The 23,937-nt window shown below is 71.2% G+C and carries 24 protein-coding genes; 18 read left to right on the top strand and 6 right to left on the bottom strand.

All coding sequences use genetic code 11. From position 1 onward, the window contains the following. Window positions 1-97 precede the first annotated feature (97 nt). Window positions 98-595, bottom strand: coding sequence for a PDDEXK nuclease domain-containing protein (locus tag ACFSL2_RS10925; protein ID WP_377197886.1), 498 nt, complete (start codon window positions 593-595; stop codon window positions 98-100). Window positions 596-683: 88 nt separating this feature from the next. After that, window positions 684-1,439, bottom strand: coding sequence for an SOS response-associated peptidase (locus ACFSL2_RS10920; protein ID WP_377197885.1), 756 nt, complete (start codon window positions 1,437-1,439; stop codon window positions 684-686). A 135-nt stretch (window positions 1,440-1,574) separates the two neighbouring features. Here ACFSL2_RS10920 and ACFSL2_RS10915 point away from each other — a divergent pair, with 135 nt between their 5' ends. The 4 genes from ACFSL2_RS10915 to ACFSL2_RS10900 all read left to right on the top strand — a co-directional run bounded on the left by ACFSL2_RS10915 (window position 1,575) and on the right by ACFSL2_RS10900 (window position 7,915). Next, window positions 1,575-2,834 (top strand): multidrug effflux MFS transporter, encoded by a 1,260-nt coding sequence (locus ACFSL2_RS10915; RefSeq protein ID WP_377197884.1) that lies wholly within the window; start codon window positions 1,575-1,577, stop codon window positions 2,832-2,834. Between the two features lie 64 nt (window positions 2,835-2,898). Continuing rightward, window positions 2,899-5,148, top strand: a complete 2,250-nt coding sequence (locus ACFSL2_RS10910; protein ID WP_377197883.1) for an esterase-like activity of phytase family protein — start codon at window positions 2,899-2,901, stop codon at window positions 5,146-5,148. 52 nt (window positions 5,149-5,200) lie between these two features. Beyond that, entirely contained in the window at window positions 5,201-6,415 is a 1,215-nt protein-coding gene (locus ACFSL2_RS10905) for an LCP family protein (protein WP_377197882.1), read from the top strand. Window positions 6,416-6,499: 84 nt separating this feature from the next. Next, on the top strand, window positions 6,500-7,915 hold the full coding sequence (locus ACFSL2_RS10900; protein WP_377197881.1) for an LCP family protein: 1,416 nt from the start codon (window positions 6,500-6,502) through the stop codon (window positions 7,913-7,915). Window positions 7,916-7,919: 4 nt separating this feature from the next. Here the strand turns inward: ACFSL2_RS10900 and ACFSL2_RS10895 are convergent, their stop codons facing one another. Continuing rightward, window positions 7,920-8,525, bottom strand: a complete 606-nt coding sequence (locus ACFSL2_RS10895) for a LysE/ArgO family amino acid transporter (RefSeq protein WP_377197880.1) — start codon at window positions 8,523-8,525, stop codon at window positions 7,920-7,922. A 97-nt stretch (window positions 8,526-8,622) separates the two neighbouring features. Further along, window positions 8,623-9,543, bottom strand: a complete 921-nt coding sequence (locus tag ACFSL2_RS10890; RefSeq protein ID WP_377197879.1) for a LysR family transcriptional regulator ArgP — start codon at window positions 9,541-9,543, stop codon at window positions 8,623-8,625. A 90-nt stretch (window positions 9,544-9,633) separates the two neighbouring features. Here ACFSL2_RS10890 and ACFSL2_RS10885 point away from each other — a divergent pair, with 90 nt between their 5' ends. After that, entirely contained in the window at window positions 9,634-10,251 is a 618-nt protein-coding gene (locus tag ACFSL2_RS10885; protein WP_377197878.1) for a LysE/ArgO family amino acid transporter, read from the top strand. A 351-nt stretch (window positions 10,252-10,602) separates the two neighbouring features. Here the strand turns inward: ACFSL2_RS10885 and ACFSL2_RS10880 are convergent, their stop codons facing one another. After that, a complete protein-coding gene (locus ACFSL2_RS10880) occupies window positions 10,603-11,847 on the bottom strand; it encodes an aminotransferase class I/II-fold pyridoxal phosphate-dependent enzyme (RefSeq protein WP_377197877.1) in 1,245 nt (414 codons plus the stop codon). A gap of 179 nt (window positions 11,848-12,026) precedes the next feature. Here ACFSL2_RS10880 and ACFSL2_RS10875 point away from each other — a divergent pair, with 179 nt between their 5' ends. The 6 genes from ACFSL2_RS10875 to ACFSL2_RS10850 are packed head-to-tail and all read left to right on the top strand — an operon-like array spanning window position 12,027 to window position 16,205. Further along, complete coding sequence (locus tag ACFSL2_RS10875; RefSeq protein WP_377197876.1) at window positions 12,027-13,394, top strand: CpaF family protein; 1,368 nt, start codon at window positions 12,027-12,029, stop codon at window positions 13,392-13,394. Next, window positions 13,394-14,251, top strand: coding sequence for a type II secretion system F family protein (locus ACFSL2_RS10870; protein WP_377200801.1), 858 nt, complete (start codon window positions 13,394-13,396; stop codon window positions 14,249-14,251). The genes ACFSL2_RS10875 and ACFSL2_RS10870 overlap by 1 nt, the downstream gene beginning before the upstream one ends. Beyond that, window positions 14,248-15,165 (top strand): type II secretion system F family protein, encoded by a 918-nt coding sequence (locus ACFSL2_RS10865; RefSeq protein WP_377197875.1) that lies wholly within the window; start codon window positions 14,248-14,250, stop codon window positions 15,163-15,165. Before ACFSL2_RS10870 ends, ACFSL2_RS10865 begins: the two co-directional genes overlap by 4 nt. 40 nt (window positions 15,166-15,205) lie before the next feature. After that, window positions 15,206-15,382 carry a hypothetical protein gene (locus tag ACFSL2_RS10860; protein WP_377197874.1) on the top strand — a complete coding sequence of 59 codons (177 nt, stop codon included), beginning with the start codon at window positions 15,206-15,208 and terminating at the stop codon, window positions 15,380-15,382. After that, a complete protein-coding gene (locus ACFSL2_RS10855; RefSeq protein ID WP_377197873.1) occupies window positions 15,379-15,762 on the top strand; it encodes a TadE/TadG family type IV pilus assembly protein in 384 nt (127 codons plus the stop codon). Before ACFSL2_RS10860 ends, ACFSL2_RS10855 begins: the two co-directional genes overlap by 4 nt. Next, window positions 15,759-16,205: a pilus assembly protein gene (locus ACFSL2_RS10850; RefSeq protein ID WP_377197872.1), complete on the top strand. Its 447-nt coding sequence runs from the start codon at window positions 15,759-15,761 to the stop codon at window positions 16,203-16,205. The genes ACFSL2_RS10855 and ACFSL2_RS10850 overlap by 4 nt, the downstream gene beginning before the upstream one ends. 101 nt (window positions 16,206-16,306) lie before the next feature. Here the strand turns inward: ACFSL2_RS10850 and ACFSL2_RS10845 are convergent, their stop codons facing one another. Next, entirely contained in the window at window positions 16,307-17,632 is a 1,326-nt protein-coding gene (locus ACFSL2_RS10845; protein ID WP_377197871.1) for a glycoside hydrolase family 10 protein, read from the bottom strand. 214 nt (window positions 17,633-17,846) lie between these two features. On the opposite strand from ACFSL2_RS10845, the gene ACFSL2_RS10840 reads away from it, so the two are divergent. The 7 genes from ACFSL2_RS10840 to ACFSL2_RS10810 all read left to right on the top strand — a co-directional run bounded on the left by ACFSL2_RS10840 (window position 17,847) and on the right by ACFSL2_RS10810 (window position 23,921). Beyond that, the gene (locus ACFSL2_RS10840) at window positions 17,847-18,392 is read left to right on the top strand and encodes a hypothetical protein (RefSeq protein ID WP_377197870.1); all 546 of its coding nucleotides are present in this window, start codon (window positions 17,847-17,849) and stop codon (window positions 18,390-18,392) included. A 39-nt stretch (window positions 18,393-18,431) separates the two neighbouring features. Further along, a complete protein-coding gene (locus tag ACFSL2_RS10835) occupies window positions 18,432-18,587 on the top strand; it encodes a hypothetical protein (RefSeq protein ID WP_377197869.1) in 156 nt (51 codons plus the stop codon). A gap of 422 nt (window positions 18,588-19,009) precedes the next feature. Beyond that, window positions 19,010-19,423: an ankyrin repeat domain-containing protein gene (locus ACFSL2_RS10830; RefSeq protein ID WP_377197868.1), complete on the top strand. Its 414-nt coding sequence runs from the start codon at window positions 19,010-19,012 to the stop codon at window positions 19,421-19,423. Between the two features lie 68 nt (window positions 19,424-19,491). Further along, complete coding sequence (gene prfB / locus ACFSL2_RS10825; RefSeq protein ID WP_377197867.1) at window positions 19,492-20,601, top strand: peptide chain release factor 2; 1,110 nt, start codon at window positions 19,492-19,494, stop codon at window positions 20,599-20,601. Window positions 20,602-20,749: 148 nt separating this feature from the next. Continuing rightward, the gene (gene ftsE, locus ACFSL2_RS10820; protein ID WP_377197866.1) at window positions 20,750-21,526 is read left to right on the top strand and encodes a cell division ATP-binding protein FtsE; all 777 of its coding nucleotides are present in this window, start codon (window positions 20,750-20,752) and stop codon (window positions 21,524-21,526) included. A 2-nt stretch (window positions 21,527-21,528) separates the two neighbouring features. Beyond that, on the top strand, window positions 21,529-22,440 hold the full coding sequence (gene ftsX / locus ACFSL2_RS10815; RefSeq protein WP_377197865.1) for a permease-like cell division protein FtsX: 912 nt from the start codon (window positions 21,529-21,531) through the stop codon (window positions 22,438-22,440). Then, the gene (locus ACFSL2_RS10810; protein ID WP_377197864.1) at window positions 22,440-23,921 is read left to right on the top strand and encodes a peptidoglycan DD-metalloendopeptidase family protein; all 1,482 of its coding nucleotides are present in this window, start codon (window positions 22,440-22,442) and stop codon (window positions 23,919-23,921) included. Before ftsX ends, ACFSL2_RS10810 begins: the two co-directional genes overlap by 1 nt. Window positions 23,922-23,937: the final 16 nt, after the last annotated feature.

Genomic DNA, 23,937 nt, shown 5'->3' with positions numbered 1-23,937 from the left:
CCTGCGCACCCCGGCGTTCACGCTGGACGGTCCAGGTTGCGTGAAGAAGACCCTCCCGATCTTCCATGTGGTACTCGCCGACGTGACACACATTCGTTCAGGCCGGACCTCTTGGCTGCGGGAGCGCCGTGACAAGTGGTTCGTGGGCCCGGATCTCCTCGCCGATGACAGCTTCCAGCTCCTCCGGGTCAGGTAGCTCGGCGCGTTGCTGCGGCGTCAGGCCTTCGTAGAGAGCCACTGCGATGGGGGAGGCGGTGCTTGCGAGCGCGTAGTCGAGTGTGGCTCCGTTGCGCTCGGTGCACAGAAGGATTCCGACGGTCTTGGCGTGCACGTTCGGATCACGGACCTCGCCATCGACCATCGCGACGTAAGTGCCGATCTGGCCCACGTGGGCCGGCTGGAACTTGCCGACCTTCAGCTCGACGACGACGTAGCGCAACTGGGTGACGTGGAAGAAGAGCAGGTCGACGAAGAACTCGTCGCCGCCGACCTCGATCCGGAACTGGCGTCCGACGAACGCCATGCCACGCCCGAGCTCGAGCAACGTGGCCTGTATGCGATCCATGAGCGCCTGCTCGCGGTCAGCAATCGTCATGGCTTAAGTGTGTAGAGGAATCACTGCATCCGCACACCGAGTCGCATATATGCAACGAAGCGGTGCGATCGGTGTGCCGAGAGATCTATCAGACCACCACCGGCTCCGGGTCCCGCGGCTCCGAGTCCTCCTCGATGAGCTGCGGCCCGTCGTTCTGCACCGACCCCACGGCGTCCCGCACCGGCCGGGTCGTCAGCGGTGCGGTGTCCACCTCCAGGAGGCCCGACGCGTCGTGGACGGCCGGGTCCAGCCAGGCGTCCCACGTCTCGGGCGGCAGCACGAGCGGCATGCGGTCATGGATCGGGGCCATGCGGTCCGACGCCGGGCGGGTCACCACCGTGGCCGACACCAGCCAGCGATCCGGGTCGGTCTCGCCGGCCGCCGGGTTGCGCCAGAACTCGTACAGGCCGGCGAAGGCGGCCACCCCGGAGTCCGAGGGGTGGATCCAGTAGGGCTGCTTCGGCGCCTTCTTCGAGCCGGTCGCCGGCAGCGACAGCTTGCGCCACTCGTAGTACCCGTCGGCGAGGACCAGGCAGCGCCGTACCTTGAACGGCTTGGCGAAGGCGGGCTTGTCGATCAGGCTCTCGGAACGCGCGTTGATCATGCGGGCGCCCACCCCGGGATCCTTGGCCCAGGACGGCACGAGCCCCCAACGAGCCAGCTGCATCGACCGGGTCACGTCGGTGGAGCCGCGCGCGGCCCGCTCGACCACGATGCGCACCGGGTCGGTCGGCGCCACGTTCCACGACGGCGGCAGCAGCCGCGCGTCCTCGGCGAGCTCGGCGATGGCGAGCTGGTCGGCGAGGTCCTGGGTCTCCGTGAAGGAGGCGAAGCGTCCGCACATGGGACCAGCATGCCCCGAGCCACCGACACTCGCGGAGGGCCGTGCTCTGCGGGCTACGGTGAACGGGAGTGGAAGTCTTGTCCGAGACCCACATCACCCTGTCCAGCCTCGTATCGATTCGATAGGATCGCCCTCATGCCATCCGAAGCGCCGTCGGGCGTGCCCTCCGCTACGCCCGCACACCGCGCTCCGTCGCCCCGGTCGGCCCTCAAGTGGGTGATCATGCTCGGTGCGCTGGCGTGCCTGCCCGCCCTCACCGTCGACATGTACCTGCCTGCCCTCCCGCAGGTCGCCTCCGACCTCGGGTCGTCCGACACGCTCGCCCAGCTCACGGTCTCGTGCATGCTCATCGGCGGTGCGGTCGGCCAGCTCGTCATCGGCCCGCTGACGGACCGCTTCGGCCGCCGGCTGCCGCTGATGATCGGTATCGGGATGCACGTGCTGGTCTCCCTGGCGTGTGCCGTCGTGGACGACATGTACCTGCTCATCGGGCTGCGCCTGGTGCAGGGCTTCTTCAACTCGGCGGCGAGCGTCGCGGCGATGGCCACGGTGCGCGACCGCTTCGTGGGAGCCGAGGCCGCCCGGATCCTGTCGCGCCTCATGCTCGTCATCGGCGTGGCGCCGATGCTCGCGCCGTCGCTCGGCTCGATCGTGCTGGAAGCCTTCACGTGGCGCTGGATCTTCGTGGTGCTCGCCCTGATCGGTGCGTCGCTGGCGGTCATCGTGTTCTTCGTGATGCCGGAGACCAACCCGGTGGCTCGCCGCACGACCGGCGGCGCGTCGTCCGTGCTGCGCGGTTACCGCACCCTGCTCCGCGACCGCCACTTCATGGCCCTCGCCCTCATCCCGGGCCTCGGCATGGGGGTGGTCATGAGCTACGTGGTGGGCTCGCCGTTCGTGTTCCAGCAGGGCTACGGCCTGACGCACGGACAGTTCTCGCTGCTGTTCGCCATCAACGGGCTCGGCCTGGTGCTCTCCGCACAGGTGAACGCGTCGCTGGTCCGTCGGGTCGCGCCGATCCGGCTGCTGCGCGCGGCCATCGTGGCCCAGGTGGCGATGTCCGTCGTGCTGGTCGTCGTCGCCGTGACGCAGGTCGGCGGCCTGATCGGTCTGCTCGTCGCGCTGTGGCTCGTGCTCGCGTTCCAGGGGCTCATCCCGGCCAACGCCTCGGCGCTGGCGCTCTCCCGGCACGGTGAGATCGCCGGTACGTCGGCCGCGATGATCGGTGCCATCCAGTCGCTGCTGGCCGGCCTGGTCTCGCCGATCGTCGGCCTGCTCGGCAGCGACACCGTCGCGATGTCCGCGGTGATGCTCGGCTCGGGTCTCACCGCGTTCGTCGTGCTGGCCTCGGCCACGCCGGCCTACCGCAAGGGCGGCTGGCACACGCCCATCTGAGTGTTCACCCGTCCTTCGGGCGCGATTCACCAGGAGGTCGGCTCCGCGGTCTTGGCTCGCAGGCATGAGCACACCCATGCGTACCCGCGCCTCGCGCGTGGTGGCCGTAGCGGCAGCGGTATCGCTGCTGCTTCCCGCTGCCGCCGCCGTCGCCGCGGGGCCCCAGCACCGTCCTGGTCCGGGTTCCGAGCACCGTGGCGGTTCCCACGTCGCCGCCACGCTGGCCGGCCGCGCCACGCTGTCGGCCGACTACCTGGCCGAGGGGCCGCCGTCGGGCGCCGCGGCGAGTCCTGGTAACGGGCGGCAAGGGCCCTGGGCGGGCCAGGTGATCCCCGGCTTCTCCGCGATGGTCGACAACCACGACGGAACCTTCTGGGCCCAGCCGGACAACGGCTTCGGCGCCCAGGGCAACTCCGCCGACTTCCTGCTGCGCAACTACCTGGTGCGGCCCCAGTGGGACACCGGACGCAAGGGCTCCGGCGAGATCGAGGTGCTCGACTTCATCGAGTACAACGACCGCAACGGTGTCCTGGACTTCGACATCGTCAACGGCGACACCGACGAGCGGCTGCTCACCGGCGCCGACTTCGACATCGAGTCGGTGGTCCGGGCCAAGGACGGCACGCTGTGGGTGGGCGAGGAGTTCGGTCCGTTCCTGCTGCACTTCGACGCCGACGGCACGCTGCTCGAGGCTCCGTACGAGTTCCCGGACGGCAGGTCGCCCGCGAACCCGTACCTGGAGCAGGGCGAGACACCCAACGTCGCCGGCAGCCGCGGCTTCGAGGCCCTGGCCGACGGCGGCCGCTACCTCTACCCGGTGGTCGAGGGCGCGCTGGCCGACGACGACGAGGCGCGTTGCCGCTGGATCTACCAGTTCGACACCCGCCGGGGCGAGTACACGGGCAAGCGCTGGGCGTACCAGACGGACCGCGAGGTCAACGTGATCGGTGACGCGTTCGCCACCGGCCGCGACTCCATGCTGCTCATCGAGCGGGACGACTTCGAGGGCGACCAGTCGGTCACCAAGCGCGTCTACGAGATCGACCTGGGCCGCACGGACCGCGAGGGCTTCGTCCGCAAGGAGCTCGTCGTCGACGCCCTGCGCATCGACAACCCGCGGGGCATCGACGCCGGGGAGGGCTACGGCCTGGGCGACACGTTCCGCCTGCCCGTCCAGTCCTTCGAGACCGTCCTGTTCGTCGACCGCGACACGCTGCTCATCGGCAACGACAACAACTACCCCGGCAACGACGCGCGGGTCCCGGGTACCCCGGACGACACCGAGATGGCCCTCGTGGACCTGAGGAAGCAGCGCGTGACCGACGACGGTGTGGCCGTCGTCGGGCACCGTGGGGCCTCGGGCTACCGGCCGGAGCACACGCTCGCCGCGTACGAGACGGCCATCAACCAGTGCGTCGACTACATCGAGCCCGACGTGGTCTCGACCAAGGACGGCGTGCTCGTCGCGCGGCACGAGAACGAGATCGGCGGCACCACCGACGTCGCGGCGCACCCCGAGTTCGCGGACCGGCGCACCACCAAGACGATCGACGGTTCGCGGATCACCGGCTGGTTCACCGAGGACTTCACGCTCGCGGAGCTGCGCACCCTGCGTGCCAAGGAGCGGCTGCCGCAGGTCCGCCCCCAGAACACACCGTTCGACGGGCTCTACCAGGTGCCGACGCTGGACGAGGTGCTCGACCTGGCCCGCAACAGCCGCACCTGCGCCGGTGCGCCGGTCGGCGTCTACCCGGAGACCAAGCACCCCAGCTACTTCGACTCGGTGGGGCTGTCCCTGGAGGAGCCGCTGGTGGCCGAGCTGCGCCGGAACGGCTTCGACCACCCGAAGGCCCCGGTGATCGTCCAGTCGTTCGAGGTGGGCAACCTGCAGGACCTCGACTCGATGACGGACGTGCGCCTCGGCCAGCTGGTCAGTGGCAGCGGGGCGCCCTACGACCTCGAGGCCGCGGACGACCCCCGCACCTACGCGGACCTGGTCACCGCCGAGGGTCTCGCCGAGATCGCCACCTACGCCGACGGTATCGGCGCCGAGAAGAACGTACTGATCCCGCGGAACGCCGACGGCACGCTGGCCGCCCCGAGCTCCGTGATCGACGACGCGCACGCCGTCGGGCTGGAGGTGCACGCCTGGACGTTCCGTCGGGAGAACCAGTTCCTGGCCGCCGACTTCCGCTCGTCGAACGACCCGAACGGCGTCGGCGACATGGTGGGTGAGGTCCAGGCGTTCCTGGATGCCGGTCTGGACGGCTTCTTCACCGACAACCCGGACCTCGGTGCCGCCGCGGTGAGCTGACCCACCGGTACTTAAGAGGCCCCGTGCCGGGGTACATGCTTATGCTCCGCATGTGCCCCGGCACGTCCATACCCAGCGCAGTCACCGCGCCGCGCGAGTCGCGGCGCTCGTCGTCGTCGGTGTGCTCGCCCTGGTCGCCGTCGGTGGTGCCGCGGTCTATCTCGACCTGAAGCAGCAGATCGGGGTCAGCGACGTGGCGGGCCTCGTCCAGGGCCCCACACCGTCGTCGGAGCCGGACCCGGACGACCCGTTCGCCGGCCGCAGCCTCAACATCCTCGTCCTGGGCACCGACCAGCGTGGGGGCGAGAACACCGAGATCGCGGGCGCCGGGGACGGCGGGATGCGCTCGGACACCACGATGCTGGTGCACATCTCGGGGGACCGGTCGCGCATCGAGGTGGTCTCGATCCCGCGCGACTCGCTGGTCGAGATCCCGTCCTGCAAGCTGCCGGACGGTACCGAGTCCGGCGTCAGGTACGGCATGTTCAACGGCGCGTTCACGATCGGTGGCGGTGCGCAGGAGGACCTGACGCACGCCGCGGCCTGCACCATCTCGACGGTGCAGACCCTCACGGGCGTACCCGTCACCCACCACATGGTGGTGCAGATGGACGGTGTCGTGGACGTCGTGGACGCCCTCGGCGGCGTGCGGATGTGCCTGCCGGAACCGCTCGTGCAGGACCCGGCGTACGGTCGGTTCGAGCTGCCCGCCGGCGAGCAGACCCTCGACGGGCGCGAGGCCATCGGCTATCTCCGCGCCCGGCACGGGGAGGGCCTCGGCCTCGAGCAGGGTAGCGACCTGGCGCGGATCACGCGGCAGCAGGCGTTCGTCGACGCGCTGGTCCGCCAGGTGCTCGACCAGAACGTCCTGACCAGCTCACCGCGGCTCTACCGCACCATCCAGGCCGTGCTGCGCGCGATCTCCGCGGACCCTGGTCTCGCCGACCCGGCGGCGCTGGCCGGCCTGGCCTACAGCCTCCGCAACCTCGACCCCAGCGAGATCGTGTTCACGGAGCTTCCCGTCGTGCCCGCCCCGACGGACGCCAACCGCGTGATCTGGACGGAGGACGCCGACGCGATCTGGGAGCGCATGGCGGCCGACGAGCCGCCGCCGTCCGCGTCGCCCTCGCCCCGCGGCGGGGGCCGTACGGGGTCGGACCGGCCGTCCGGCGGACCCGGCGGCCCGGGAGCGGGCGGGACGACGCCGTCGAGCGATCCGAGCGCTTCACCGTCGCCCTCCCTGCTGCCGGGCGTCTGCGCCGACTGAGCCGCGGAACACGGCCTGGGGATTGCCTGGGAACAGCAGGACTTAGTTACACGTTTGTCGCATCGAGGCCATAGTCTCCGGTGCGTGGCGACTGACTTCTGGACGGCGGTCCGACCTGTCGGCGAGATGATTCGAGGTGTTCCCCGGCATGCGCGATCGGGCGAGCGGCAGCCTCGTCACGTCCGCAGCTGGCGCAAGATGTTCGTGGTCCGCGGGATCACGATGGGTGTGGTGGGTGCCATGGCGTTCGGTTCCGCCGCGGCCGCGACGGTGTACCAGAACGCGATCTCGCAGATCGAGGTCCAGGACCTGGACGGTCTGGTGGCCGAGCAGGTCAAGCCCAAGAACCCCTCCGACCCGTTCAAGGACGAGCCGGTCAACCTGCTCCTGATGGGCACGGACATCCGGGACGGCAGCAACGCCGACATCGGCGGCAGCGTCACCGGGATGCGGTCGGACACGACGATGCTGGTGCACATCTCGGCCGATCGGCAGTGGATCGAGATCGCTTCGCTGCCGCGCGACACGTTCACGGACATCCCGTCGTGCAAGCTTCCGGACGGAAGCGAGACCCAGCCGTACCGCGACAAGTTCAACGCGTCCTTCGAGGCCGGTAGCGGTGGTACGTCGCTCAAGCATGCTGCCGCGTGCACCATCAACACGGTCAACGCCATGACCGGGGTAACCGTGACGAACCACGCGGTGGTCAAGATGAACGGCGTGATCGACGTGGTCGATGCGATCAATGGCGTGAAGATGTGCCTGCCCGAGGCGATCCACGGGGACCCGGCCTCGGCCCGCATCGACCTGCCGGCCGGGGAGAACAGGCTCGACGGCAAGACGGCCATCCAGTTCCTGCGCGTGCGCAAGGGCACCGGCATGGGCCTGGAGATGGGTAGCGACCTCACCCGGATCGAGCGGCAGCAGTCGTTCATCAACGCGACGCTCCGACAGATCCTCTCCGCCGAGACGCTCGCCGACCCCACCAAGACCTTCCGCCTGATCAACGCCGCGCTCGGTTCCCTGAGCGCCGACCCAGCCATCGCCGACCCGGGGAACGTCGCGGGCCTCGCCTGGTCGCTGCGGGAGATCAACAAGCGGAACATCATCATGTCGAAGGTGCCGGTCTACGACGTCACCGAGGGCACCGCGAGCGGTCTGGCCTGGCAGCCGGAGGCCGCGGAGATCTTCGAGCGCATGGCGGCGGACATCCCGCCGGACAAGGTGGTGCTCCCGGACGCGGAGCCATCGGAGGCGCCGAGCGCGAGCGGCGGGGCGCAGGACGGCTCGACCGGCGGCGGGGCCGACGGCTCGACCGACGGCGGGGCCAGGTCGGAGGCGGGCGCCGAGCAGGAGGGAGACGCCGCATCGGGTGGTACGGCGGAGCCTGACACCGGGGACGCCGCGTCCGACGAGACCGGTGGCGACGGTACGGACAAGCCGGCGAAGCCGAAGCCCGAGCCGAGCCCGGAGGAGCTGCTGGACGGGGTCTGCGGCTGAGCGTTCAGGCGGTGAGGATCAGGGAAGCCGCGACGACCACCATGGTCAGCGCGACGACGCTGTCGAGGACCCGCCACGCTCCGGGCTTCTCGAGCAGCGGGGCGAGGTAGCGCGCCCCGTAGCCGAGCGCGACGAACCACGCGGTGCTCGCCAGGCAGGCGCCGAGCCCGAACCACCAGCGGTCGTCGCCGTGCGTCGCGGCGAGCCCGCCCACCAGCACCACGGTGTCGAGATAGACGTGGGGGTTCAGCCAGGTCAGGGTCAGCGTGGTCGCGACGGCGGCGCCGACGGTCCGGTTGGTCATGCTGTGCCGCCCCATGACCACGCGCTGGCCCTTCACGGCGCGGTACCCCGCCATCCCGCCGTAGACCAGGACGACGACGGCACCCGCCCAGCGTGCGATCTCGACCACCAGCGGCGCGCTCTGGATCATGGTGCCCAGCCCGCCGACCCCGGCGGAGATGAGTACGAGGTCGCTGACGGCGCAGATGCCTGCGACGAGTCCTACGTGCTCCCGCCGCAGTCCCTGGCGAAGGACGAAGATGTTCTGCGCTCCGACGGCGACGATGAGCGAGAGGCCGAAGGCCATGCCGGCAAGGGCGGAAAGCATGACTGAACGGTAGGAAGTCGGACAGCGGATGTCCGGTTCATGATTCGGAAGTGCGGAAGGACTGGATCAGGGTTAATGATGGGGGTACGTCCAGATTTCACGCAGGGAGTAGCCGCCGTGTTGCTTCTTTTCGCAGGGCTGCCGTGACCCGGTCCAGCACGGTGGACCGCAGCTTCCACTGCTGCAGGTGCAGCGGTACGTCGATCACGGTGTCGGCCTCCAGCGGCGTGACGGCGTCCCCGGCCGGGAGCCCGCCCAGCGAGGGCCGGTCCAGGAGCATGCCCCAGCCCAGTCCGAGGTAGATGGTCTCCTCGTACTCGACGGTGCTCGGCACGTGGTGTCGCGGCGGTCGCGCCCCGGGCGCGTGCTCGCGCAGGTACGCGTCCTGGAGGTCGTCGGTCCGGTCGAAGACCACGACGGGTGCCGCGGCCAGCGCCTCCGGCGTCGGGCCGTCCGGGAACCAGCGCTCCGCGAAGGCGCGCGTGCACGCCGGGCGGTACCGCATGACGCCGAGCGGCGTGCTGCGGCAGCCCTGGACCTGATCGGTCTGCGACGTGACCGCCGCCATGACCACACCCTCGCGGAGCAGGTCGGCCGTGCGGCTGTCGTCCGCCCGGTGCAGGTCGAAGCAGACCCCGTCGACCTGGGCGAGGGCGGGCAGCACCCAGGTGGCCAGGGAGTCGGCGCTGACCGCGAGGGGCACGGTGACGAAGGTTCCGTCGTCGCCACGGCCGTCGGCGGCCGGGTCACCGCCCGCCGTCTCGGTGCCGAGCTCCGCGGCCACCTCCGCGCCGAGCAGCTCGGTCTGCCGGGCGAGACGCAGCAGGGCCTGGCCCGACGCCGTCGCGGCCACCGGACGGGCACGCCGGACGAGCACGCTCCCGGCCGCGTTCTCCAGGGCGCGGATCCGCTGGCTCACGGCGGACGGCGTGACGTGCAGGGCGCGGGCCGCCGCGTCGAACGAACCTTCGGCCACCACGGCGGCCAGCGCCTCGAGCTGGCGGGAGTCCCATCGCATGCCCCCAGTATCACGCAGCATCAGTTCTGCTTATGCACCCGCAGAAACATGAACTGGCCTTCAGGTCGTTGGCCTGCCTAGCGTGGGCTCATGCTCGCCCTTCTCGCCGGACTCGGCTTCGGCCTCTCGCTCATCGTCGCCATCGGCGCCCAGAACGCCTTCGTGCTGCGACAGGGCCTGCGCCGCGAGCACGTCGGCATGGTCGCCGCGATCTGCGCCACGTCCGACGTCGCCCTCTACGCCGCGGGGGCCGCCGGATTCGGTCCGCTCGTCGAGCGGTGGCCCGACGCCGTCGTCGCCGTGCGCTGGCTCGGCGCCGCCGTCGTGCTGGGGTACGGGGCGATGTCCGCCGTGCGCGCCGTCCGCGGCTCCACGGCGCTCGCGGCGGCCGAGGACGGCGCACTGGGGGACAGCCCGGGCCGGCGCCTGAAGCCCGTGGTCCTCACCACGCTGGCACTGACCTGGCTCAATCCGCACGTCTACCTCGACACCGTGGTGCTGCAGGGCTCCGTCGCCACCGCCTACGGCGACGCACGCTGGTGGTTCACCGCCGGCGCGATGGTCTCCAGCGTCGCGTGGTTCGCAGCCCTGGCGTACGGCGCACGGCTGCTCGCCCCGGTGCTCCAGCGCCCGAACGCGTGGCGGGTGCTCGACGGCGTGATCGCGCTGATCATGCTGGCCGTGGCGATCTCGCTCGTCGCGGGATGACGTGGTGTCGAGCCGCAAGTTGCCCGCGGGTTCTGGTGTCGAGCCGCAGGTTGTGCGCGGGTTCTGGTGTCGAGCCGCAAGTTCCCGCCAGGTCCTGGCGCCGAGCCGCGAGTTGAGCGTCTATCGGGCCACGGATCGACGCTCAGCCTGCGGTTCGGCGTCGTCCGTGACGGTCAGCCTGCGGTTCGGCGTGCTGGTTCACACGCAAGCTGCGGTTCGGCGTCGTCGCTGAGGGGGAACTTGCGGTTCGGCATCGTCGATGCCGGGGGAACTTGCGGTTCGGCGTCGCCGGTCGGTCCGGTGGGTCGGGGCGGCAGCCGGCCACTCACCCGTCCTGCCGGGTCAGTACAACTAAGCCAGGGGGACGCCCAGACCGGCCAGTCTGGTCGCGCCCTCTCGCAGGACGGCCTCCTGCTTGACGAACGTGAATCGCACGTGGGCCGCCAGGGCCGACGCCGTCGGGGAACCGGCACGGCAGAACGCCGCCGCCGGGATCGCCACCACGCCGGCCAGCTCGGGCAGCCTTCGGCACAGCTCGACGCCGTCGCGCAGCCCGAGGCGACCGAGCAGGCCCGAGGCGTCGGCCATCACGAAGTACGTGCCGGCCGGGCGGGTGACCGTGAACCCGGCGGCCTCCAGACCGGCGCACAGGAGGTCCCGGCGGCCTGCGAGGGACGCGGTCAGGGCGCGGGGGGTGTCGTCGTCGGCCAGGGCGAGCGCGATGGCGGGCTGGAACGGCGCGCCCGACGTGTACGTGAGGTACTGCTTGACCGTCCGCACCGCCGTGACCAGGTCGGCGGGCCCGTGCAGCCAGCCCACCTTCCAGCCGGTGAACGAGAACGTCTTGCCCGACGACGAGATGGTCAGCGTCCGCGTCGCCATGCCCGGCAGGGTGGCGATCGGGATGTGCTCCGCGCCGAACGTGAGGTGCTCGTAGACCTCGTCCGTGACCACTATCGCGTCGTGCTCCTCGGCGACTGCGGCGACCGCCGCGAGCTCGTCCCGCGTCAGCACCGCCCCCGTCGGGTTGTGCGGCGAGTTCAGCAGGATCATCCGCAGCCGCGGCGAGGCAGCCGCGCGGAGCGCGTCGACGTCGAGCCGGAATCCGTCGGGGCCGGGCAGCAGCGGAGCGGTGACGTGCGTCGCCCCGGACATGCCGATCGCGGCCGCGTGCGAGTCGTAGAACGGCTCCAGCGTGAGCACCTCGTCGCCCGGCCGCGTCAGAGCCAGCACCGACGCGGTCAGCGCCTCGGTGGCACCGGTGGTCACCAGCACCTCGGTGTCCGGGTCGACGTCCAGCCCGTAGTGCCGCTTCTGGTGGTCGGCGATCGCGCGGCGCAGCTCGGGGACCCCGTCGCCCGGCGCGTACTGGTTGCGGCCCTCCTCGATCGCCCGGATCGCCGCCTGCTTGACGTACTCCGGCCCGTCGACGTCGGGAAACCCTTGGCCGAGGTTGATCGCCCCGGTGCGGGCGGCGAGCGCCGACATCTCGGCGAAGATCGTGACGGCGACGCTGCCGTCGTCGGCGAGCAGGCCTGCGGCGCTCGCGGTGTCCTGCCAGCGGTCCCGGCGGCCGGGTGAATGGAGGGAGCTCATGGGGACGACGATATCTACCGGGCGTCCACCGTGAGTTCATCTCCGGCATCCCAGACAACCCTCTTTACCTGCTCGTTTGTGGACAAGCCTGTGGATGTGGTGGATAACTCCGGCCATTGAGGAAAGTTATCCACAGGGCGCCCTGCGAAGGTGAACATTTGGCTCTAGCGTTGTCGGCCATGGGCGAAGAGGGGGCGCGCATCCTCGAGCGCGAGGTGCGCGAGCTGGTGCGGCGCAGGGGACTGGACCCGATCGGGGACCGGGCAGGGCTGTCGAGCCTGGTCGAGGACGCGGTGGGTGACTACGCGACCCGGGCGAGCGTCGGCGTGGTGCCGCCGCTCGTGGATCCGGTGGCGGCGGCCCGGGCGGTGACGGATGCCGTCGGTGGGTTCGGCCCGCTGCAGCCCTACCTCGACGACCCCGAGATCGAGGAGGTCTGGCTCAACGCACCGACCCACGTGTACGTCGCGCGGCGCGGCGTACCGGAGCTGACCAGCACGGTCCTGACCACCGAGCAGGTCCGCGACCTGGTGGAGCGCATGCTCAAGACCTCCGGACGGCGGCTCGACCTGTCGAGCCCGTTCGTCGACGCCCGGCTGCCCGGCGGTGAACGCCTGCACGTGGTGATCCCCGACATCACCCGGACCCATTTCGCGGTGAACATCCGCAAGCACGTGGTGCGGGCGCACTCGCTGGCCGACATGGTGCGGCTCGGATCCCTGACCGGCCAGGCCGCGACGTTCCTCGACGCGGCGGTGCGGTCCGGCCTGAACGTGCTGGTGTCCGGGCAGACCCAGGCGGGCAAGACGACGATGCTGAACGCCCTGGCGGGGTCGATCCCCGGGTCCGAGCGGGTCATCTCGGCCGAAGAGGTCTGGGAGCTGCGCCTGCCGGTCCGCGACCACGTCGCCCTGCAGACGCGCTCGGCGAGCCTCGAGGGCACAGGTGAGGTGCCGCTGCGCCGCCTGGTCAAGGAGGCGCTGCGGATGCGACCCGACCGGATAGTGATCGGGGAGGTGCGCGAGGCAGAGGCGTTCGATCTGCTCATAGCCCTGAACAGCGGCATCCCCGGGATGTGCACGCTCCACGCCAACACCGCGCGCGAGGCGGTGGCGAAGATGACCACGCTGCCGCTGCTGGCGGGGGAGAACGTGTCCGACCGGTTCGTGGTGCCCACGGTCGCGTCGGCGGTGGACCTGGTGGTGCACCTCGGCCTCAGCCGGACCACGGACGGCGTGGTGCGGCGCCAGGTGCGCGAGATCGTGGCCGTGACGGGCCGCGTCGAGGAAGGGCGCATCGAGACGGCCGGGATCTTCGACCGGGACGCGCACGGCGACCTGCGGCGGGGTGACGGGATGCCGCCCGGCGAGGACCGGTTCGAGCGCGCCGGTTTCGACCTGCGGGCGCTGCTCGCGGACCCGCGGGTCGTTCCCGTCGGCGCGGCGCCGGGCACCGACGTCGGCGGCCCGTGGGCGGACGTCGGTACCCGAGGCCCGTGGGCGGGCGTCGGTGCCCGCGCGGTCGCCGGGCCATGGACGGCCCGCTGATGGGCGTGGTGGTGGGCCTGCTCCTGGGTGTGGGCGCCTTCTGCGTCTGGTGGTCGTTCTGGACCCCGACGCCACGGCCGACCGGACGCGTGACCTGGCAGATGCGCACGCGCGACCTGCTGACGCAGGCCGGAGCGCCGTCCGTCACGCCAGGGATGCTCGTCGGCGCCTGCGCCACGCTCGGCGTGGTGACCCTGCTGCTCGGGCTCGCGCTCACGCGCTCGCCCGTCATCGCGGCGTGCTTCGCGGTGCTCGCGGCGCCCGGTCCCGTCGTGCTGGTCCGCGCGCGAGCCCGCCGACGCCGTCGGGCGCTGCGGGACGTCTGGCCGGAGGTGGTGGACCACCTCGCCTCCGGGGTACGAGCCGGGCTGTCCCTGCCGGAGGCCGTCGCCCAGCTCGGGTACCGCGGCCCCGTCGAGCTGCGGGAGCCGTTCGGCCGGTTCGCCCACGACTACCGCGCAGGCGGCCGGTTCGGGGACGCGCTCGACGCGCTCAAGGAGCGGCTGGCCGACCCGGTGGCCGACCGCATCGTCGAGGCCCTGCGCCTCACCCGCGAGGTCGGCGGCCAGGACCTGGGCCGGCTGCTGCGCACGCTCAGCGGGTTCCTGCGAGAGGACGCCGCGACGCGTGGCGAGCTGGAGGCACGTCAGAGCTGGACGGTGAACGGCGCGCGCGTGGCGGTCGCCGGGCCGTGGGTGGTCCTCGCGCTGCTCTCCACCCGGCCCGGGACGGCGAGCGCCTACGACTCGCCCACCGGGATCGCCGTGCTGGTCACCGGCGGGCTCTGTGCACTCGTCGCCTACCGGGTGATGCTGCGGATCGGCCGGCTGCCCGCCGAGCGCAGGGTGCTGCGGTGACGGGCTGGGCGGCGGGGGCGCTCGCGGGGCTGGGCGTCGCGCTGGGGCTGCTGATCGTGCTGGCCCGGCTGCGGGGGCGCGCCGTCACCCTCGACGAGCGGCTCGCGCCGTACCTGCGCCCGCGGGACGCGTCGTCGACCCTCCTGCGGGAGGTCAGCCGCACCTCGGCGGTGGTGCGGCTGCTCGGCCTGCACGACGCCGGCGCGCGGCTCGAACGGTTCGGCTCGCCGCGCGAGGAGGTACGGCGCAGGCTCGACCGTGCCGGGTCGGCCGAGTCGGTGGACCACTTCCGTGCGCGACAGGTCGTGTGGACGGTGGCCGGGCTGGCCGCGGGTCTCGGCCTCGCGCTGCTGCTCGCAGCGACGCGCGGTGCGGCGGTGGTGCCACTGGTGGCGCTCGTCGTCGTCGCCGGCGGGTGCGGGTACGTGGCCTGCGACCAGGCCCTCACGACGCGGGTCCGGCGGCGCGAGGAGCGGCTCCTGGCCGAGCTGCCGACTATCGCGGAGCTGCTGGCTCTTGCCGTGGCGGCGGGGGAGAGCCCGCCGGCGGCCCTCGAGCGCGTGGGTTCGACGGCGCGCGGCGAGCTGGCCGGGGAGATCCGGCGCATGGTCGCCGAGGTCCGGGCCGGTGCGTCCGTGACCGCGGCCCTCACCGCGCTCGCGGACCGCTCCGGCCTGCCGCCCCTTTCCCGGTTCGCGGAGGGCGTCGTCGTGGCGCTCGAGCGCGGCACCCCGCTCGCCGAGGTGCTCCGGGCACAGGCGGACGACGTGCGCGAGGCCGGCCGTCGCTCCCTGCTGGAGGCAGGCGGCCGCAAGGAGATCCTGATGATGGTCCCGGTCGTGTTCCTGGTGCTGCCGGTCACCGTCGTCTTCGCTGTTTTCCCCAGCCTGGCCACCCTCCGGATCGGGCTCTGACATGACTCTGCGAACGGGTCTGCCGACGAAAGGAAGCGCCATGCGCGACGACCACGAGCTCAAGAGTGCGGACGACGGCGAGCGGGGCGACGTGCCCGGATGGGTGCTCGTCACGCTGATGACCGCGGGCCTCGTGGTGGCGCTGTGGGCGGTGGCCGGGCCGCTGCTGGAGAACGCGTTCCGGCAGGCGATCAGCAGCGTCACAGGTCAGGGGTGAGCTCCGACCGGCCGGAGCACGGCTCCGCCGCCGTCGAGTTCCTGCTGGTGTCCGTGCTGGTCCTTGCCCTGCTGCTCGGGGTGGTGCAGGTGGCGCTCGCCGTGCACGTGCGCTCCCTCGCCACCGACGCGGCGGCCGAGGGCGCGCGGGTGGCGGCTCGCGCCGACCGGGGCCTGGCCGACGGCGCCGCGCGTACTCGGGCGCTCCTGGCCGATGCCCTGACCGGCGCCTACGCCCGCGACGTCACGGCGGGCCGCACCACCCTCGACGGTGCCCCGGTCATCGAGGTGACGGTGCGGGCGCCGCTGCCCGTGGTCGGCCTGCTGGGCCCCGGCGGCACGCTGACGGTCCGCGGGCACGCGCTGGAGGAGACGTGGTGAACCTGACCGGGGCGCCGGGGGAGCGCGGCTCCGCGATGGTTGAGTTCCTCGGCGTCGCCCTGATCCTGTTGATACCCCTGGTCTACCTCGTGGTGACGCTGGGCCGGGTCCAGGCCGGCGCGTTCGCCGCTGAGGCTGCGGCCAGGGAGGCGGTGCGCGCCATGGTCACCGCTGACTCGACGGCGGCCGGGGCGGGTCGAGCGGAGAGCGTGGTCGGGATCGCACTGTCCGACCAGGGCTTCGCACGCGACGACGGTGCCCTGTCGCTGGAGTGCTCGGCGTCTCCGTGCCTGACGCCGGGCGCAGCCGTGGGCGCCGTCGTGCGCGTGGAGGTGCCGCTGCCGCTGCTGCCCGATGCCGTGCGCGGCTGGGTGCCGTTGTCCGTCCCGGTCGAGGCTGCTCGCACCGGGATCGTCGACCGGTACGCGGAGGAGCGGCACTGACCTTTGACTCCGGGGGCGGCGACCGACTCCGGGGGCGGCGACCAGGTAGGGCGACGGCCCGCGTCCTGGGGGCGCGGGCCGTCGTCGTGGTGGTCAGGACGTCACGGGACCGAGCAGGTCGCCGTGGGGAGGTTGCTGTTGCCGTTCCGGTAGACCGTGATGCCGAAGTTGTCACCGGCCCCGTTCGGCGTCGCCGTCAAGGTTCCGCTGGTGCCGGAGACCGTGGCGTTCCACGAGTTCTGCAAGGTCTGGCCGCCATGCAGCTGGATCGCCACGCGCCAGGCAGAGCTGCCGGAGACCGCGAGCGAGACGTTGAACCTGTCGCTCCACTCGTTCGACCGGGTGACGGTGACCGTGCAGCCGTCGCTGGGGTCAGGGTCCGGATTGGTGCCGCCGCCGGCGTTCAGGGCGTCCAGCGTGTAGTGGTACGCGGCCTTCTTGTTGCCGTTGCCGTCGAACAATAGTGGTGTGTCACCGGCTCGCCACGAGTCCGAGTCACGCACACCCCAGACGCTGATGCCGGTGCAGCGCGCGACGGCGAGGCAGGCCTGGACGATGCCGCGGTACTGCTCCGCCTGCGAGGTGCCGGAGCCGGCGATGTCGAGCTCGGTGATCTGGACGTCGACCCCGAGGGCTGCGAAGTTGCCCAGCGTCTCGTGGTAGTTGTTCGGCACCGGGTTGCCACTGTTGAAGTGCGCCTGGAAGCCGACGCAGTCGATCGGCACACCCCGGGCCTTGAAGTCGCGGACCATGTTGTACACGGCCTGGGTCTTGGCGTGGGACCAGTTGTCGGTGTTGTAGTCGTTGTAGCAGAGCTTGGCGTTCGGGTCGGCAGCCCGGGCGGCACGGAACGCCGCCTCGATCCAGTCGTTGCCGGTGCGCTGCAGGTTGGAGTCGCGGCGGGCGCCGGAGGAACCGTCCGCGAACGCCTCGTTCACCACGTCCCAGGAGTGGATCTGGCCGCGGTAGTGGGTGGCCACCTGGGTGACGTGGTTGAGCATCGCGTTGCGCAGGGCGGAGCCGCTCATGTTCTGCATCCAGCCGGGCTGCTGCGAGTGCCAGGCCAGCGTGTGGCCGCGGACCTGCTTGCCGTTGCTCCGTGCCCAGCTCACGATCTGGTCGCCGGCGCTGAAGTTGAACTGGTTCTGGTTCGGCTCGGTCGCGTCCAGCTTCATCTCGTTCTCGGCGGTGACCATGTTGAACTCGCGGTTCGCGATGGTCGTGTACTGCGAGTCGGAGAGCTTGTGCCCGGCGATCGCGGTGCCGAAGTACCGGCCCGACTCCGAGGCCGCTGCCTGCAACGTGCTACCAGCCGCCTGTGCCGTGGTGGCGGCCACGCCGCCGGCGAGCACCACTGCGGTCAGGGTGGCGAGCGAGATGGCTCGCAACCTGCGCCGGGGGCGCGGTGGGGTGAGCTTTCGGGTCATCGTTGATCCCTTCGTGTGGGACGTGCCGTCGTTGGCGCGTCGAACATGGAAAAGGATTTCTACGTGCGTGCGCTGCTGTCAAGAGATTCTGCTAAACGTTTTCTAAGGCTAAACGTTTAGGTTTTCGGGACCAGATCGCGGTTGGCCTTCGTGGACGTGGCGGAGGGGCAGCGCCGGCCGCGCGCGAGTCGATGTTCAGCCACATAATGAGTGCATGAGGCGCCCTGACAGATCAACCGCTGGCAACGAGGGCAACGAGGGCAACGAGGGCAGTGGGGGCGTCGTATGCCGGCTGCATCCGCCGCGGCGCCGCTGGGAGTCGCCGGCGAACGGCGAGAGCGGGCGGATCATGCTACTCACCTCGGCGTTCGTCGCCTTTGCCCTGATGCTCGTCGCGGTCGTCGCGTCGGCGAGCGCGGTCCACCTGGACCGCAAGGCGCTCTACGACGTGGCGGACCTCGCGGCGGCCGACGCTGCGAGCGCGATGTCGCCCGAGGCTTTCTACACGGGCGCCGGCGTGCCTGCACCCGGCGCTCCGCTCACGCTGTCCGACGCCGCGGTGCGTGCCGCCGTCGAGCAGTACCTCGCGGAGCACCCGCCCGGGATGGCCGTCGCGGTGGCGGTGGCGTCCTCGCCGGACGGCCGGTCGGCCCGCGTGACGCTGACCGCCGTGTCCCGCCCGCCGCTGCTGGACTGGTTCACCGGTGCGTTCGGCGGCGGGATCAGGGTGTCGGCGTCGTCGACGGCGCGGGCGGGTTGAGTCCAGACCGGTGCGACCGGTGCGACCGGTGTGGCCGGTGTGGCCGGTGCGACCGGTGCGACCGGTGCGACCGGTGCGACCGGTGCGACCGGTGTGGCCGGTGTGGCCGGTGGCGCCCGGGTGGCGCCGGGTGACGCCGGGTGGCGCCGGGTGGCGCCGGGTGGCGCCCGGGTGACGCCGGGTGACGCCGGGTGACGCCGGGTGACACCGGGTGACCGAGGCTGCCAGTCAGGGGCAAGTCGGTGGTCCGCGGGTGCCCGTCTGCAGAATTCGTTGCGACCCCGGATGCCGACTGCAGAGTTAGGTGCGGTGCTGCAGGTCGCATCCGCGACCAAGTCTGCAGTCGGCGAACGTTGCGCCGACGAAGTCTGCAGTCGGCCCGGGGGGCGGGCCGCCGGTCAAGCCGAGCCGTCCAGCCCGAGCCGTCCAGCCCTAGCCGCCAGCCCTAGTCGCTGACCTAGGCCACCCGTCCAGCCTGAGTCGCTGAGCCAGGCCACCCGGCCAAGCCGAGCGCTCGGGCCCAGCCCGGTCCGGCGGGCCCTACCGCATGGCCGGCGGGCACCACCGCATAGCCGGCGGGCCCTACCGGATACCCGGCGGGCCCCACCGGATAGATTGTGGACATGAGCGAGCAGGAACCTCCCCAGGAGGGCGGAGACGACCAGCAAGGCACGCGCCTCGAGCCGCACCAGATCTTCGACCTCGCCCGGCAGGGCGCCGACGTGCTGCTGGACCTCGTGGACGCGGGTCTGCCGGTGGACCTGGCGGACGAGTCCGACAACACGCTCCTGATGCTCGCCGCTTACCACGGTCACGCGGAGCTCACGGAAGGGCTGGCCGGGCGGGGCGCCGACGTCAACCGGCTGAACGGCAAGAACCAGGCGCCGCTCGCCGGTGCGGTGTTCAAGAACGAGTCGGACGTGATCCGGGTGCTCGTCGAGCACGGCGCCGACGTCGACGCCGGGACCCCGAGCGCCCGCGCGACGGCGCAGATGTTCGGCCGCGAGCTGCCGGAGCCGGGAGCTCGCTGACCGGTCGTCGAGCCGGCGCAGCGTTTCCCGGCGTCGGGCACCGCGATGCGCGGGTAACCTTGAACACCGTGGCATCCAACGACTTTCCCGCAGAGATCAAGGCGCTCCGCGCCACCCTCGAGTCCATCGAGGCCGTGAGCGACCCCACCGCGCTGCAGGCGAAGATCGCCGAGCTGTCGGAGCAGGCGTCGGCGCCGAACCTCTGGGACGACCCCGAGGAGGGGCAGCGGGTGTCGTCGGCGTTGTCGGCGGCGCAGGCCGAACTCGACCGGGTGGAGAAGCTCGCCGCCCGCATCGACGACGTGGAGACGCTCGTCGAGCTGGGTGTCGAGATGGAGGACGCGGACTCGATCACCGAGGCCGAGGAAGAGGTCGTGAAGATCCGCAAGGACCTCGCGGCGCTCGAGGTGCGCACGCTGCTGAACGGCGAGTACGACTCCCGGGAAGCCGTCGTGACGATCCGCGCGGGCGCTGGCGGCGTCGACGCCGCCGACTTCGCGGAGATGCTGATGCGCATGTACCTGCGCTGGGCCGAGCGCCACGGCTACCCCACCAAGGTGGGCGACACCTCGTACGCCGAGGAGGCGGGCCTGAAGTCGGCGACCTTCGAGGTCAACGTGCCGTACGCGTTCGGCAACCTGTCCGTCGAGGCGGGCACCCACCGCCTGGTGCGGATCTCGCCGTTCGACAACCAGGGCCGTCGGCAGACGTCGTTCGCAGCGGTCGAGGTGATCCCGCTCATCGAGCAGACCGACCACATCGACATCCCGGACTCCGAGCTCAAGATCGACGTGTACCGCTCCTCGGGCCCGGGCGGCCAGTCGGTGAACACCACCGACTCCGCGGTGCGCATGACGCACATCCCGACCGGCGTCGTCGTCGCCATGCAGAACGAGAAGTCGCAGATCCAGAACCGCGCGGCCGCCTACCGGGTGCTCCAGTCGCGCCTGCTGCTGCTGCGCAAGGCGGAGGAAGCCGCCAAGAAGAAGGAGATGGCCGGCGACATCAAGGCCAGCTGGGGCGACCAGATGCGGTCCTACGTGCTGCAGCCGTACCAGATGGTCAAGGACCTGCGCACCGAGCACGAGTCGGGCAACCCGCAGGCCGTGTTCGACGGTGCGATCGACGACTTCATCGAGGCCGGCATCCGCTGGCGCCGAGGCACGTCGCCGAACTGAGCGCCTGTGCCAGTCACGGTTGCCGTGGGTGAAATGCCATGTCCAGTCTGATTTGTCCACTATCTTGACCTGCTGATGGGCAACCGGGTGGGCGCCCTCGGCGTGTCTCCCCGACACGCCACCACTTCACCCCCCTAGTCTCGGGCTCGTGATCAGGTTCGAGAACGTGTCGAAGGTCTATGCGCGCGGCGCACGACCTGCCCTCGACCAGGTCTCCGTGGATGTCGAGCGTGGCGAGTTCATGTTCCTCGTGGGGGCCTCCGGCTCGGGCAAGTCGACGTTTCTGTCGCTGGTGCTGCGCGAGCAGCGGCCCACACGCGGCCGCGTCTACGTGGCGGGACGGGACGTGGCGAACCTTTCGGGCTGGCGTGTGCCCACGCTGCGCCGTCAGCTCGGCGTGGTGTTCCAGGACTTCCGCCTGCTGCAGAACAAGACGGTCCACGAGAACGTGGCGTTCGCCCTGCAGGTGATCGGCAAACCGCGCCACGTCATCCGCGACACCGTGCCGGAGGTGCTGGACATGGTGGGCCTCGCGGGCAAGGGCAAGCGCATGCCGACGGAGCTGTCGGGCGGTGAGCAGCAGCGTGCCGCGATCGCCCGCGCCATCGTGAACCGGCCGCAGATCCTCCTGGCCGACGAGCCGACCGGCAACCTCGACCCCACGACCTCGCTGGGCATCATGCGCCTGCTGGACCGCATCAACCGGACGGGCACCACGGTGGTCATGGCCACGCACGACGACGAGATAGTCAACGAGATGCGCCGACGCGTGGTCGAGCTGTCCGACGGCGTCGTGATCCGTGACGAGGCGCGCGGCGGCTACGGCGAGCGCGAGTCGATCCTGCCCGACGTCGGCGCGTCGGCGGTGCTCGACGCCCCGGGCAGCGGTACCCGTGCGCCGGTCCAGACGGTGCGGGGGAGCTGACCGTGCGCATCCAGTTCGTGCTGGGCGAGATGTTCTCCGGTCTGCGCCGGAACACCACGATGGTCGTGGCCGTGGTGCTCGTGACCTTCGTGTCGCTGACGTTCGTCGGTGCCGCGGCCCTGCTCCAGGCGCAGATCGGCAAGCTCAAGGACGACTGGTACGACCTGGTCGAGGTCTCCGTGTTCCTCTGCCCGCAGGGCTCGGTGTCGCCCACCTGTGCCACGGGCGAGGCGACCGACGAGCAGGTGGACGCCGTGCGGCAGGTCATCGACACCGAGCTGTCGGACGAGGTCAGCAAGGTCTACTTCGAGTCGAAGGAGCAGGCGTTCGAGGCGTTCAGCGAGCGCTACCCGGACGGCTACCAGGGCACGCAGCTGACGGCCGACGACATGCAGGCGTCCCTGCGCCTCAAGCTGTCCGACGCCGAGCAGTTCGCCGTCGTCAGTGACGTGCTCTCCGGGCGTGACGGCGTGGAGATCGTCGAGGACCAGCGCGCGGTCTTCGAGCCGCTGTTCCGCACGCTCAACGTCGCCACCCTGCTCGCGGCGGGGCTGGCCGGCGTCATGCTCCTGGCGGCGGTGCTCCTGATCACCACCACCATCCGGCTCAGTGCCGTCTCCCGGCGCAAGGAGACGGAGATCATGCGCCTGGTGGGCGCGTCCAACCTGTTCATCCAGCTGCCCTTCCTCCTGGAGGGCGCTCTCGCGGCCGTGCTGGGCTCGCTGCTCGCCGGTGGTGGCCTGTGGCTGGGGGTGCGGTTCATGGTCAGCGACTGGCTCGAACGGTCGGTCGACTGGGTGGCCTACGTGAGCGAGGTCGACGTGCTCCGCGTCGCACCGTTGCTCGTGATCATCGCGGTCGCCCTTGCGGCGCTCTCGTCCTTCTTCACCCTGAACCGGTACACGAGGATCTGATGTTCACTGCCCGAACCCTTCCGGCTCTGCCCGGACGTCCCGGCCGCCGTGGTCCCGCCCGCCGTGGCCGCGGGCCGGTCGCCGCCGTCCTCGCGGCCGTCCTCCTCCTGGGCGGCGCGACCGCCGTCCACGCGGACGACCTCGACGACCGTCGTGCCGCCGCCGAACGGGAGCAGCAGGCCAAGGAGGCCGAACGCGAGAGCCTCGAGTCCGAGCTGGAGCACACGGACAGCCAGCTGGCCGACGCGGTGCTGGAGCTGAACCAGGTCGAGGGGCGCCTGCCCGTGGCGGAGGCGGAGCTGGCCGTCGCCGAGGCCGAGCTCGAACGGGCGGAGCGGGAGGCGGCGATGCTCGCGCAGCGCCTGGCCGACGCTCAGCTGGAGGAGGCGAAGGTCAGCCAGCAGCTCCAGGACGGCGCCGGCAAGGTCGACGAGGCCCGCGACGACATCGCGCAGATGGCGCGCGAGGAGTTCCGCGGCTCGGGCGACACCTCGACGATGGGCCTCGTCACCGGGGCCCAGAGCACCGAGGAGTTCATCGACGGGTACTCGGTGTCGTCGTCGGCTGCCCGGATCCGGGCGCGCACGCTCGCCGAGCTGCAGGACGCCGAGGCGACCGCCCGCAACCTGCAGGCGCGGCTGTCGGCCATCCGCGAGGTGGTCACCGAGCTCAAGCGCCTGGCGGACGAGAACGTGCAGTCCAAGGAGCAGGCCAAGCAGGCGGCGGTGGAGCGCAAGGCGGAGATCGAACGCCTGATCGCCGAGCAGGAGCGGCTCAAGGCCCGCATCGAGCAGCGCAAGCACATCGCGGTGCAGAACATGCGGGACACCGAGCAGGAACTGAGCGGCATCGAGGCCGACCTCAAGGAGATCATCCGCAAGCAGGAGGAGCGGGACGAGCGGCTGGCTCAGGAGCGGGCGGAACGCGAGGCACGGGAGGCGCGGGAGGCGCGCGAGAACGCCGGCGGGTCCGGTGGCGGCTCGTCGGACGGCGGCTCCTCCGGCGGCGGTTCGTCCGGGGGCGGCTCCGTGTCGGGGGGCGGCTCGTCCGGTGGTGGCGGAGGCAGCAGCGCCGGCAGCGTGTCGTTCCTCGGCTATCCGACGGCAAGCCCCGTCGTCACCTCGTCGTACGGCATGCGGTTCCACCCGGTGCTGCAGTACTCGCGCCTGCACGCGGGCACCGACTTCCGGGCGTACTGCGGCACACCGATCCTGGCTGCGGCGGACGGCACGGTGCAGTACGCGCGCTACCTCGACGGCCTGGGCAACCAGGTGCTGATCAACCACGGCTACTCGTCCGGCGGCAGCAGCGTCATGACCAGCGCGAACCACCTCACCTCCTTCGCCGTGTCGGCGGGCCAGCAGGTCTCGCGCGGACAGGTGATCGGCTACTCCGGGACCACCGGCACCTCGACCGCCTGCCACCTGCACTTCGAGGTGTACATCAACGGTTCGACCGTCGACCCGATGAGCTGGCTGTAAAAGCCTGGTCCGCCGA

The organism is Promicromonospora aerolata (assembly GCF_042682255.1).
In the GTDB taxonomy this organism is placed as follows: domain Bacteria; phylum Actinomycetota; class Actinomycetes; order Actinomycetales; family Cellulomonadaceae; genus Promicromonospora; species Promicromonospora aerolata.
Note: the sequence above shows the minus strand (reverse complement) of the source record. Positions and strands in the feature narration are given on the sequence as shown.

Bases quoted from the DNA above. Each gene is read 5' to 3' on its own strand.
- ACFSL2_RS10925 (WP_377197886.1), bottom strand. From the start codon at position 595: ATGACGATTGCTGACCGCGAGCAGGCGCTCATGGATCGCATACAGGCC.
- ACFSL2_RS10920 (WP_377197885.1), bottom strand. From the start codon at position 1,439: ATGTGCGGACGCTTCGCCTCCTTCACGGAGACCCAGGACCTCGCCGAC.
- ACFSL2_RS10915 (WP_377197884.1), top strand. From the start codon at position 1,575: ATGCCATCCGAAGCGCCGTCGGGCGTGCCCTCCGCTACGCCCGCACAC.
- ACFSL2_RS10910 (WP_377197883.1), top strand. From the start codon at position 2,899: ATGAGCACACCCATGCGTACCCGCGCCTCGCGCGTGGTGGCCGTAGCG.
- ACFSL2_RS10895 (WP_377197880.1), bottom strand. From the start codon at position 8,525: ATGCTTTCCGCCCTTGCCGGCATGGCCTTCGGCCTCTCGCTCATCGTC.
- ACFSL2_RS10890 (WP_377197879.1), bottom strand. From the start codon at position 9,543: ATGCGATGGGACTCCCGCCAGCTCGAGGCGCTGGCCGCCGTGGTGGCC.
- ACFSL2_RS10885 (WP_377197878.1), top strand. From the start codon at position 9,634: ATGCTCGCCCTTCTCGCCGGACTCGGCTTCGGCCTCTCGCTCATCGTC.
- ACFSL2_RS10880 (WP_377197877.1), bottom strand. From the start codon at position 11,847: ATGAGCTCCCTCCATTCACCCGGCCGCCGGGACCGCTGGCAGGACACC.
- ACFSL2_RS10875 (WP_377197876.1), top strand. From the start codon at position 12,027: ATGGGCGAAGAGGGGGCGCGCATCCTCGAGCGCGAGGTGCGCGAGCTG.
- ACFSL2_RS10870 (WP_377200801.1), top strand. From the start codon at position 13,394: ATGGGCGTGGTGGTGGGCCTGCTCCTGGGTGTGGGCGCCTTCTGCGTC.
- ACFSL2_RS10860 (WP_377197874.1), top strand. From the start codon at position 15,206: ATGCGCGACGACCACGAGCTCAAGAGTGCGGACGACGGCGAGCGGGGC.
- ACFSL2_RS10845 (WP_377197871.1), bottom strand. From the start codon at position 17,632: ATGACCCGAAAGCTCACCCCACCGCGCCCCCGGCGCAGGTTGCGAGCC.
- ACFSL2_RS10840 (WP_377197870.1), top strand. From the start codon at position 17,847: ATGAGGCGCCCTGACAGATCAACCGCTGGCAACGAGGGCAACGAGGGC.
- ACFSL2_RS10810 (WP_377197864.1), top strand. From the start codon at position 22,440: ATGTTCACTGCCCGAACCCTTCCGGCTCTGCCCGGACGTCCCGGCCGC.